The organism is Streptomyces sp. NPDC017520, assembly GCF_044329855.1.
Classification (GTDB): domain Bacteria; phylum Actinomycetota; class Actinomycetes; order Streptomycetales; family Streptomycetaceae; genus Streptomyces.
In genome coordinates this window covers 186,226-196,961 of sequence record NZ_JBIRKB010000004.1, presented here as the reverse complement: position 1 = coordinate 196,961, position 10,736 = coordinate 186,226, and the positions used below count along the sequence as shown (strand labels likewise).

The window sequence follows — 10,736 nt, the reverse complement described above, 5'->3', positions numbered from 1 at the left end:
GCCCTCGTGGGCCGCCGGTCCCCGCTCCGCCTACCGGACGCCGTCGTCCATCAGCTCCGACACCTTCACGAAGCGGTAGCCGCGCTCGCGCAGTTCCGGCACGATCCGGCGTACGGCCGCCTCGGTGGCCGGGGCCGCGCTGCGGGTGCAGTGCATCACCACGAGGGAGCCCGGCCGGACCCCGTCCAGCACCTGCTCGGCCACCGCGTCCGCGTCCGTGGCGAAGGCGTCGCCGCTGACCACGTCCCACTGCACGGCCGTCACGTTCGCCGGGGCCAGTGCGCGCAGCGCCGTGTCGTCGTAACAGCCGCCGGGGAAACGGAAGTACGGCACCACGTTCCGCGCCCCCGCCTTCCGGAACGCGGCGAAGGCACGCTCCACCTCGCGGGCCATCGTGTCCTCGCCGACCACCGGCAGGCCGTAACAGGGGGAGCTGAAGGCGTGGTGGCTGTAGGAGTGGTTGGCGATCTCGAACAGCGGGTCCGTGCCGATGGCCTTCGCCTGCGCCGGGTACTCCTCGGCCCAGCGCCCGGTCATGAAGACGGTGGAGGGCACCTTCAGCCGGCGCAGCAGCGCGACCAGCTCCGGGTTGTCGAAGCGCTCGCCGGAGGCCGCCCGGGGGCCCTGGTCGGCCGTCATGTCGGCGTCGAACGTCAGCGCCACGACCTTCTCCGCCGCGCGCCCGGCCGCGCCCCCGCCCGTCGGCCTCCGCTCGAAGACCGGGGTGCGGCCCGCCGGACCCGGGGCCATCGTGGGCGGCTTCTCCGGGGCGGCGGAGGCAGGGGCGGAGGCCGCCGGGGTGGGCGGGCGAGCGGGTGCGGGGGCAGGACCCCCGCACCCGGCCAGGGCGGCGCCGGTCAGTACGCCCGCGACCGTCAGAGTCGTCGTCTTCCGCGTCTTCCGCGTATTTCCTGTCTTCCGCTTATTCCGTGCAGCAGCGATCACTCACGGAAAATAACGGAAAATGTCCGATAATCGGGTTATATCGGGCGGCGGCGCTCCGATGTCCGGCGGAGCGCCACCCCTCTTACCTCCGGTCTTACCTCCGGATCGCCGACCCGGCTACCTCAGCACCACGGCCCCGTCACCGCGAACGTCGTCCCCGGCGTGTAGCAGTTCACGTACATCGTCGAGCCGTCCGGGGAGAAGGCGACCCCCGCGAACTCCCCCCACTCCGGCTCCTCGGGCGTCCCGATGTTCTGCCGCCCACGCGCCATCGTGTACACCTCGCCGCGCCGGGTCACCCCGAGCACGTGCTGCGCGCCGCCGCCGTCCTCACAGACCATCAGCCCGCCGTCACCCGCCAGGCAGATGTTGTCGGGGGACTCGCCGGGCAGCTGGATGTCGGTGTTCGGGCCGAAGATCACGACCAGGGTGAGCCGGCGCTTCCTCGGCTCGTAACGCCAGACCTGGCCGTAGTGGTCGGCCGCCGAACCCTCGTCGCTGCGGGCGAAGCTGGAGACGAAGTAGACGGACGAGCCGCCCCAGTAGCAGCCCTCCAGCTTCTGGGCGTGCGTGACGCCCTTCGGGCCGAAGTCCTGGAAGCGGATCGGAGTCTCCGAGGCCAGCGGATCCGGTACGGGGACCCACTCGATCCGGTCGAAGCTCGTACCGGTCTCCTGGACGGAGGAGAGGTCGGGCACGCCCGGCACCCGCATCGCCTCCAGCGCCCCGCCCGCCCGGAGCGAACCGGTGCCGCCGAGCGGCTTCTCGGGCAGGAAGCGGTAGAAGAGCCCGAACGGCTTGTCGAACGCGTCCTCCGTCTCGTACACGATCCCGGACTTCGGGTCGACGGCGATCGCCTCGTGCTGGAAGCGGCCCATCGCGGTCAGCGGGACGGCCCCGGTGCGGCGCGGATCGGCGCCGTCCACCTCGAAGATGAAGCCGTGGTCCTTGGTGTACCCGTTGGTGCCGGCCTTGTCCTCGTTCTCCTCGCAGGTCAGCCAGGTGCGCCAAGGGGTGGGCCCGCCCGCGCAGTTCACCGCCGTACCGGCGATGGCGACGCGCTCGCCCAGCACCTTGTTGCGGCCGTCCAGCTCCAGGGACGTACAGCCGCCCTTGGCCGCCGGGTCGTAGGTCAGCCCCTCGACGGTCGGTACGCCGAGCTTGGCGGTGTGCCGGTTCTCGTGGTTGCGGACGAGGTGGACCCGGCCGTTGCGGCCGGGCAGCGCGGCCATCCCGTCGTGGTTGCCCGGCACCGGCCCCTCACCGGAGCGCAGCGGTTCGCCCTCCCGGGACAGCACCCGGTAGCGGAAACCTTTCGGCAGGTCGAGCAGGCCGTCGGGGTCGGGGACGAGCGGGCCGTAGCCGTCGTGGCCGCGTGCGGCGGCCGTGCCCGCGAAGAGTTCGGAGAAGGCTCCCGTGAAGGCGATCGCGGCGGCTGCGCCGCTGCCTGCCAGGACCTGGCGTCGTGTCGCGGTGGAGCGGGGTGCGGATGACATGAGGCGACTCCCTGTTGGCGGACAGGTGAAGTGACCCGCACGTGTGTAGCACGCACAGAGGCGCGGGGGAACCATGCGTGCCCCCGCGCCCCGTGGTGCCGCTGTGGCGGCCCCGGTGGGAGCGGCCGTACGCGGAAGGTCAGGCGAGCGAGGCCGACAGGGTGATCGTCGTACCGGTGAGCGCCTGGCTGACCGGGCAGTTCGCCTTGGCGTCCTCGGCGGCCTTCAGGAAGGCGTCCTCGTCGAGGCCGGGCACCTCGCCCACGACGGTGAGGTGGATGCCGGTGATGCCCGTGCCGGGCTGGAAGGTCACCTCGGCCTTGGTCTCCAGCCGGGTCGACGGGGTTCCGGCCCCGGCGAGACCGTGGGAGAGCGCCATCGAGAAGCAGCTGGAGTGGGCGGCGGCGATGAGCTCCTCGGGGCTCGTCTTCCCGTTCGCCTGCTCCGAGCGGGCGGGCCAGGAGACGGGGTAGTCGCCGATGCCGGAGGAGTCGAAGGTGACGACCCCCTTGCCCTCGATCAGGTTGCCTTCCCAGTTCGTGTGCGCCTGACGCGTCGTAGCCATGCTGGACCCCTTCGAAAGGTGTGCGCGGTTGTACGGGATAGAACGGGGCACCCCACAGCGTGCGCTGCCCCGTCGCGTTACGCCCCCGAACCTACTGCGCCACCAGCCCCTTCGCGTCACGCGCCAGTGCTGTCAGCCGGGAGATCGCCCGGAAGTACTTCTTCCGGTACCCGCCGTTCAGCATCTCTTCGCTGAACAGTTGGTCGAACGGCAGCCCCGAGGCGAGCACCGGGACCTCCCGGTCGTACAGCCGGTCGGCCAGCACCACCAGGCGCAGCGCGGTCGACTGGTCGGGCACCGCGCCCACCTCGGTCAGGCAGACCGCGCGGAGGTCGTCGGTCAGCGCGCCGTACCGGCTCGGGTGGACCCGGGCCAGGTGGTCGAGGAGCCCGGGGAAGTCGTCGAGGGACGCGCCCGGAGTGGCGTACGCGGCCCGGGTGACCTGCTTGTCGTCGTACGGCGGCGGGGCCTCGGGCAGACCGCGGTGCCGGTAGTCCTCGCCGTCGATGCGCAGCGGGCGGAAGTGCGCGGACAGGCCCTGGATCTCGCGCAGGAAGTCGGCGGCGGCGAACCGGCCCTCGCCGAGCTTGCCCGGCAGCGTGTTCGAGGTGGCGGCGAGCGCCACCCCGGCTTCCACGAGCCGGCTGAGCAGCGAGGACACCAGCACGGTGTCGCCCGGGTCGTCGAGCTCGAACTCGTCGATGCACAGCAGCCGGTGCCCGCTGAGGGTCCGCACGGTCTGCTGGAAGCCCAGCGCGCCCACGAGGTTCGTCAGTTCCACGAACGTGCCGAACGCCTTCAGTGACGGCTCGGCGGGCGTGGCGTGCCAGAGGGAGGCCAGCAGGTGGGTCTTGCCGACGCCGTAGCCGCCGTCGAGATACACGCCGCGCGGCCCGGTCGGAGCGGCCGGCTTCTTGCTGAACCACTTGCGCCGCCCGGCGCCCGTCGCGTGCGCCCCGCCGAGGCCGGCGGCGAAGCCCGCCAGGACCGTGACCGCCTCGCTCTGGCTGGGCTGGTTCGGGTCGGGGACGTACGTGTCGAAGCGCACCGAGTCGAAGCGCGGCGGAGGCACCATCTCGGCGACCAGGCGGTCTGCGGGAACGTGCGGCTCACGGGCGCACAGGGACAGCGGGGCCGTTTCGGCAAGGGGGCTCTGCCCCGGAAACGCGGTGGATGACGACACAACTCTCCACCCTAAGGCTCATGCCAGACTGCAACCCATGCGAAGCCTGTTCCCTGTGACGGACCTGACAAAAAGCGGAGCGGGAGCGGAGGGCCCGTCCGGGCCGCTCACCGACCGCGAGTGGAGCCTCGACGAGCTGGCCGACGCCTACGCCTACCCCACCGGCCTCCCGGCCGAAGGGCCCGGGACCCCCTGGCTGCGCGCCAACATGGTCTCCACCCTCGACGGGGCCGCCCAGCACGACGGCCGCTCGCAGCCCATCTCCTGCGCGGCGGACATGCGGATCTTCGGCACCCTGCGGGGCCTGGCCGACGTGGTGATCGCGGGGGCCGAGACCGTACGGCTGGAGGGGTACCGTCCGGCCCGCGCCCGTGAGGTGTTCGCCGCGCGGCGGGCCGCCGCCGGGCAGGGCCCCGCTCCCGCCGTCGCGGTGGTGACCGGCTCGATGGACCTCGACTTCTCGCTGCCGCTGTTCACCGAGCCGCTCGTCCCGACGCTCGTGGTGACCGGGGCCGGGGCCCCCGCCGACCGGATCGCGGCGGCCCGGAAGGCGGGCGCCGAGGTGGTGATCGCGGGCGAGGGCGCCCGGGTGGACCTGGCCCGTGTCGTGCGCGAGCTGGCCGACCGGGGGCTGACCCGGCAGCTCACCGAGGGCGGGCCCCGGCTGCTCGGCCAGTTCGTGGCGGCCGGCGTGCTGGACGAGCTGTGCCTGACGGTGTCCCCGATGCTGACCGCCGGGGACGCCCAGCGGATCGCGGGGGGCCCCGGGGTCACCGTGCCGGAACGTTTTTTCCTGGCATCGCTGCTGGAAGAGGCCGGGTTCCTCTTCACTCGGTACCGTCGGACCGACAGATAGCGGAATTTCCCGTTCCGCTTAGCTCCGGCTGGGCACACTTACCCCTGCGGTCCCCGTGGAAGCACGGGGAAGGATGGTTTCAGCAAACGACCGTCGACGGTCGAGCCGGCAGTCGACGAGACGAAGAAGCGGAAGGGCGCCTGTCGTGTTCACAAGCGTTTTGATGATCGAGAAGCCGCTCACTCCCGAGGACGTGGAGTTCGTCACCACCCTCCACGGCGAGGAGCGGATCTCGTTCGTCGTTCTGTTGCAGCCGCGCGGTGACCAGGCCGATGTCCTGCTGCGCGCGATCGACGACGTGGCGATGGGGGAGCTGAAGGAAGCGGTCCGGGAGGGGGAGGAGCCGGAGGGCGACGAGGCCCGCGAGACCGCCCGGGTCGGCCTGGAGTACTCCCTCCGGGCCCTGCGCGACGCGGGCTCCGCAGCGATCGGACAGGTGATCGAGGATCACCCCCTGGACAGACTGACGACCGTCGTCGAGGAGGCGAACGCGGACGAGGTCATCGTCCTGACCGCCCCGCACTACGTGGAGGAGTTCTTCCACCGCGACTGGGCCTCCCGCGCCCGCCACAAGGTCGGCGTCCCGGTGCTCAAGCTCTTCGCGCACAGCGAATAGGCTGGGCGCGCGGTCCGGGTCGGCCCCCGGCCGCGACTCGAAACCGCACCCGAACCGCAGGAGCACAGATGGCACCCGGCATTCCCGCCGCCATGGAACGACCCCACTTCATCGGCATCGGCGGCGCCGGAATGTCGGGCATCGCGAAGATCCTCGCCCAGCGCGGGGCGAAGGTGGCGGGCAGCGACGCCAAGGAATCCGCCACCGCCGAGTCCCTGCGGGCGCTGGGGGCGACCGTGCACATCGGACACGCGGCGGGCCACCTGGCCGACGACGCGTCCTGCGTGGTCGTCTCCAGCGCCATCCGCGCCGACAACCCGGAGCTGCTCCGCGCGAACGAGCTGGCGATCCCCGTGGTGCACCGCTCGGACGCGCTGGCCTCCCTGATGAACGGCCTGCGCGCCATCGCGGTCGCCGGCACCCACGGCAAGACGACGACGACGTCGATGCTGGCCGTCGCCCTCTCCTCGCTGAGCCTGGCCCCCTCGTACGCCATCGGCGGCGACCTGGAGGGCCCCGGCACCAACGCCACGCACGGCGAAGGGTCCATTTTCGTCGCGGAGGCGGACGAGAGCGACCGCAGCTTCCAGAAGTACGACCCCGAGGTCGCGATCGTCCTCAACGTCGAGCTGGACCACCACGCGAACTACGCCTCGATGGACGAGATCTACGACTCCTTCGAGACGTTCGTCGGCAAGGTCGTCCCCGGTGGCACCCTGGTCGTCTCCGCCGACCAGCCCGGCGCCATCGAGCTGACCCGCCGGGTCCGCGACCTCTCCGACCTCAAGGTCGTCACCTACGGCTCCGCCGAGAACGCCGACGTACGCGTCCACAAGGTCACCCCGCGCGGCCTGACCAGCGAGGTCACGGTCCTGCTCAACGGCAAGTTCCTGACCTTCACCGTCTCGGTCCCCGGCAGCCACTACGCCCACAACGCGGTCGCCGCCCTCGCCGCCGGGGTGGCCCTCGGCATCCCCGCGCACAACCTGGCCTCGGCCCTCGGTTCGTACACCGGGGTCAAGCGCCGCCTCCAGCTCAAGGGCGAGGCGGCGGGCGTGCAGGTCATCGACTCGTACGCGCACCACCCCACCGAGATGACCGCCGACCTGGAGGCCATGCGCGGCGCGGCCGCCGACGCCCGCATCCTGGTCGTCTTCCAGCCGCACCTGTTCTCCCGTACGCAGGAGCTGGGCACCGAGATGGGCCAGGCCCTCGCCCTGGCCGACGCCTCCGTGGTCCTGGACATCTACCCGGCCCGCGAGGACCCGATCCCCGGCATCACCAGCGCCCTGATCATCGACGCGGCGAAGGAGGCCGGAGCCGAGGTCACCGCCGTCCACGACCAGGCCGACGTCCCCGCCGCCGTCGCGGGAATGGCGAAGCCCGGCGATCTCGTTCTCACCATGGGAGCGGGCGATGTCACCGACCTCGGCCCGCGCATCCTGGACCACCTGTCGAGCGGCCGGTAGCCGAGTGGCGACCGGATCGAGCGACCACCTGTCGAGCTGAGGAGCGGTACGTGTCGTACGACGTCGAGAAGCCGGACGAGCAGTGGCGGGAAGAGCTGACCCCCGCCGAGTACGCGGTACTGCGCCAGGCCGGCACCGAACCCGCCTTCGTGGGTGAGTACACCGACACCAGAACGGCGGGCGTCTACTCCTGCCGGGCCTGCGGGGCGGAGCTGTTCCGCTCCGACACCAAGTTCGAGTCGCACTGCGGCTGGCCGTCCTTCTACGACCCGAAGGACACCGACTCGGTCGAGCTGGTCGAGGACCGCGCCCACGGCATGGTCCGGACCGAGGTGCGCTGCTCCCGCTGCGGCTCGCACCTGGGCCACGTCTTCGAGGGCGAGGGCTACCCGACCCCCACGGACCAGCGCTACTGCATCAACTCGATCTCGCTGACCCTGGCGCCGGACGAGAGCTGAGCCGGGACGGCCCGCGTGTGCCCCGCCTCCCTGCCTACGCGGGAGGGCGGGGGCACCGCGCTGTCAGTCACGCCCCGCGGCGATACCCGATGGCGGCGCAGGTCGTGCCGCAGCACAGCCAGGACGATCACCGCGATCTTCCCCGGCGGCAGGATCCGCCACCTTGACCGAATCGCCTTCAGGCGGTGCTCCTGGTCACAGGCGGGTGTTGAACCGGCCGTCAGGCAGTCTCCGCGGCCAGCCGCGATCGACGCGTCCGACCAGCCTGCTACGCGGCGGTTCCAGCCTGGCCTTCACGCTGACGTCCACCCCCACCACCTCGCCGACCTCACGGGCCATGACCGGTCCGGCGGCCTGCCGCACGGCGGCGATGATGCGCTGGTAGTCCGGCGGGAGCATGCCTTCGCCCGCGCCGGACCCGCGGTGCGGGATCAGCATCACCGCCCGTCCACCCACCTGCCCGTGCGCCGGCATACAGCATGCAGCGGATCGTGGAAGGCCGCCGTACCGCGGCGAGCGAGAACCGGACAGGTGACTCCTTCTCTCAAGGGGAAGTGCTGCGGTCATGCCGCCAGGCGGGTGCCGCGTCGCCAGACGGCGCGGGTGTTGAGGGTGTCGCTGATGTTGTGGGTCGGGTCTCCGTCGACCAGCAGGAGGTCGGCGCGGAGCCCCTCGGCGATGCGGCCCCGGTCGCTGAGCCGGAAGCGGCGGGCTGTGGTGGCAGTGGCTGCGCGCAGGGCCCGTTCGGGCGTGAGGCCGGCGGCCACCAGGTACTGCAGTTCGTGGTGCAGGCTCGCTCCGTGTGCCAGACCCCCGAAGAACGTCTCGGGCATGGAGACGTCGGTGCCGGCCAGCACATCGACGCCGGCGGCGTCCAGGGCGTGCACGGTGGCGTACACGTCGTCGAGCTTGCCCTGCGGGTAGCGGTTGTAGCTGGAGCGCAGGGTCCTGTCCCATTCGCTGTCGAGGCGTGCGGCAACCCGGGGGTCGTCGGCGAGCTCGCTGCCGGTGATCCCCATCATCGACGCATTGAGGGTGATGCAGGGAATGACGAACATGCCTGCGTCCTTGATGATGCTGATGATCTCGGCGGTGTGCGGCTGGTCCATGAACACGTGGGTGACGCCGTCGATGCCGGCTTCGGCTGCCATCCTGGTGGCCTCCGCGGTCAGCGCGTGGGCCACGGTGAGGGCGCCGTACTTCTTGGCTTCGGCGACACCGGCGTTCACGGTGGCCTGGTCGAGCGACGGCAGCCCGGGATGCCCCTCCACGCTGCCGTCGTCGATCATGAACTTGATGAAGTCGGAGCCACGACCGAGGAGTTGGGGCACGAATGCGGCCGCTTCGGCAGGCGTGCTGGAGAACGGCATCAGGGGCATCACCGGGGGGAGATCCCACTTCGGCCGGAAGCCTTCGGGCATCAGCTCGCTCGGGTGGCCGCCGGGCGGCGTGATGGCGAATCCTGAAGAGCGCACGTCAGCCAGGGTGTCGTCGCCGGCGATGGGTCCCCGGTTCTCCCGGGTGTTCATCCCCTGCATCTCCAGTTCGGTCGTCACCCCGAACCTCAGGGCGAGCGCCAGGGAACCCGGGGCGGAGTGGACATGGGCGTCGATGAGCCCCGGCAGCAGCGTGGCGCCGCTGCCGTCGACGATCTCGCTGCCCTGAGGAGCGTCGCCACCGACACGGGCGATCCGCCCGCCGTCGATGACCACGGTTTGCACGCCTGTCGTCTTCTCCCCGTCGAAGATCTGCGCGCCTGTGATCGCGGTGAGCGCCATAGCGGTCGGCCTCGTTTCCTCACTCGTCCATAATTTACATACCTAAAGCTATGCAGTTGCCTGACGGTATGCAAATGTGCGGACCGGGCCTAGACTCAGTCACATGAGCAGTGTGTCCTTCTCCGAACAGCCTTCCGACGACCTGGCGCTGAATCAGATCGGCCCGGCGCTGTCACGGTTGCGCCGCCGTGCACCGGCATCGAACAAGGACCTGTCCCGCAACCTCGTACTCAACGTGATCGCCGATGCGCCGGGCGAGACGACCGTCGGTGGCCTCGCCGCTGAGATGGGCGTCGCCCAGCCGGTGGCCAGCCGGACCGTCGCCGCCTGCATCACGGACGGTCTGCTGCGCCGGACGGCGTCCCAGGCCGACGGACGCCGCACCGTGCTCGAACTCACCGAACACGGCGAGGCCGAACGCGACCGCTTCGCCGCCGAACAGCGCAGAGCGTTCGAGGAGATCACCGCTGCCTGGTCACCGGAGGAGCGGATCCAGTTCGCACACCTCTTGTCTCGATACGGAGCTGACGCCACTGCGTGGTCCAGAAAACAGGTAGCCGACCGCGACTGAGAGAGCGGTGCCCCGACACTGCATCACGGCGGGAAACCCTTCCTCGGGGGGCAGGCGACGAGTGCGCCACCCGAGTCCTTCACGCTCTGCTCGTCCTGGCGAACCGCGAAGTCAACCGCTGGCAGACGATCTTCTCCGCAGACTCCCGCCCACGACCAGCACGAGTGCCCCGAGGACCGCTCGCACCAGCCCTTTGACCTGCGAGTTCGAGTGGGCGGAGGCTCACTCTGCGTCGTCGTCGCTCCGGCCTGCCTCGCCCGCCTCCGACCGCAGCAGCGGGTGGATCACGCCGGGGAAGACCCGGGCCCGCACGATCTCCTCGGCCGACCCGCCCTGGACGACGGTCTCGGCGACGCCCCAGGGCCGCCCGGCCAGGTGGATGGTCAGGGTGTACGAGGCGGAGCAGCCGGTGCACTCGTAGCGGTCGGCCCAGGTCTCGACCTCGGTGGTGGAGCCCGGGTAACGCTTCACATGGCGGTGGCGGGCGTGGCAGTGGTCGCAGGTCTCGCCCGGCTCGCAGGTCCCGCCGCACGGACACGGCACGTCGAAGCTGTCGGCGGGCTTCCAGCGCTGCACGAGGACGGCCTCGCGGGTCGCGCCCATGTCCTTCATGGCCTTGAGGTTGCGGGCGGCGACGTTGTACGACTCGCCGGTGGCGGCCATCCGGTCACGGATGACGTCCTTGCGTCCACGGTTGGTCGTCATGTTGCTCCTCCTGGGTTCACGCAGCCCGCCAGGAGGCCCATGAGTCGATCAGTCGTACCTCTTTACGTTACCCGCCCGGCACCGGCGCGCGGAC

Annotated in this window: 12 protein-coding genes; 5 read left to right on the top strand and 7 right to left on the bottom strand. The window is 71.1% G+C overall.

Annotated features, from left to right (window positions below):
* Positions 1 to 30 precede the first annotated feature (30 nt).
* The 4 genes from ACH4KB_RS11630 to zapE form a co-directional block, all read right to left on the bottom strand.
* Entirely contained in the window at positions 31 to 750 is a 720-nt protein-coding gene (locus ACH4KB_RS11630; RefSeq protein ID WP_398065788.1) for a polysaccharide deacetylase family protein, read from the bottom strand.
* 317 nt (positions 751 to 1,067) lie between these two features.
* Positions 1,068 to 2,441: an alkaline phosphatase PhoX gene (locus ACH4KB_RS11625; protein ID WP_398065787.1), complete on the bottom strand. Its 1,374-nt coding sequence runs from the start codon at positions 2,439 to 2,441 to the stop codon at positions 1,068 to 1,070.
* A 139-nt stretch (positions 2,442 to 2,580) separates the two neighbouring features.
* Entirely contained in the window at positions 2,581 to 3,006 is a 426-nt protein-coding gene (locus ACH4KB_RS11620; RefSeq protein WP_030079687.1) for an OsmC family protein, read from the bottom strand.
* Between the two features lie 91 nt (positions 3,007 to 3,097).
* Entirely contained in the window at positions 3,098 to 4,189 is a 1,092-nt protein-coding gene (gene zapE, locus ACH4KB_RS11615) for a cell division protein ZapE (protein WP_398065786.1), read from the bottom strand.
* 37 nt (positions 4,190 to 4,226) lie between these two features.
* On the opposite strand from zapE, the gene ACH4KB_RS11610 reads away from it, so the two are divergent.
* From ACH4KB_RS11610 to msrB, 4 genes are all read left to right on the top strand, one after another.
* Positions 4,227 to 5,045 (top strand): pyrimidine reductase family protein, encoded by an 819-nt coding sequence (locus tag ACH4KB_RS11610; RefSeq protein WP_398065785.1) that lies wholly within the window; start codon positions 4,227 to 4,229, stop codon positions 5,043 to 5,045.
* A gap of 163 nt (positions 5,046 to 5,208) precedes the next feature.
* The gene (locus ACH4KB_RS11605; RefSeq protein WP_398066061.1) at positions 5,209 to 5,661 is read left to right on the top strand and encodes an indole-3-glycerol phosphate synthase; all 453 of its coding nucleotides are present in this window, start codon (positions 5,209 to 5,211) and stop codon (positions 5,659 to 5,661) included.
* A 68-nt stretch (positions 5,662 to 5,729) separates the two neighbouring features.
* The gene (gene murC, locus ACH4KB_RS11600) at positions 5,730 to 7,130 is read left to right on the top strand and encodes a UDP-N-acetylmuramate--L-alanine ligase (RefSeq protein ID WP_398065784.1); all 1,401 of its coding nucleotides are present in this window, start codon (positions 5,730 to 5,732) and stop codon (positions 7,128 to 7,130) included.
* A 50-nt stretch (positions 7,131 to 7,180) separates the two neighbouring features.
* A complete protein-coding gene (gene msrB, locus ACH4KB_RS11595) occupies positions 7,181 to 7,588 on the top strand; it encodes a peptide-methionine (R)-S-oxide reductase MsrB (RefSeq protein ID WP_398065783.1) in 408 nt (135 codons plus the stop codon).
* 195 nt (positions 7,589 to 7,783) lie between these two features.
* Here msrB and ACH4KB_RS11590 read toward each other — a convergent pair whose 3' ends face one another.
* Both ACH4KB_RS11590 and ACH4KB_RS11585 read right to left on the bottom strand, forming a co-directional pair.
* Positions 7,784 to 8,026, bottom strand: a complete 243-nt coding sequence (locus ACH4KB_RS11590) for a hypothetical protein (protein ID WP_398065782.1) — start codon at positions 8,024 to 8,026, stop codon at positions 7,784 to 7,786.
* A gap of 125 nt (positions 8,027 to 8,151) precedes the next feature.
* The gene (locus tag ACH4KB_RS11585) at positions 8,152 to 9,366 is read right to left on the bottom strand and encodes an amidohydrolase family protein (RefSeq protein WP_398065781.1); all 1,215 of its coding nucleotides are present in this window, start codon (positions 9,364 to 9,366) and stop codon (positions 8,152 to 8,154) included.
* A 103-nt stretch (positions 9,367 to 9,469) separates the two neighbouring features.
* On the opposite strand from ACH4KB_RS11585, the gene ACH4KB_RS11580 reads away from it, so the two are divergent.
* A complete protein-coding gene (locus tag ACH4KB_RS11580; RefSeq protein WP_398065780.1) occupies positions 9,470 to 9,937 on the top strand; it encodes a MarR family winged helix-turn-helix transcriptional regulator in 468 nt (155 codons plus the stop codon).
* A gap of 222 nt (positions 9,938 to 10,159) precedes the next feature.
* Here ACH4KB_RS11580 and ACH4KB_RS11575 read toward each other — a convergent pair whose 3' ends face one another.
* The gene (locus ACH4KB_RS11575; RefSeq protein ID WP_398065779.1) at positions 10,160 to 10,642 is read right to left on the bottom strand and encodes a hypothetical protein; all 483 of its coding nucleotides are present in this window, start codon (positions 10,640 to 10,642) and stop codon (positions 10,160 to 10,162) included.
* Between the last annotated feature and the right edge of the window lie 94 nt (positions 10,643 to 10,736).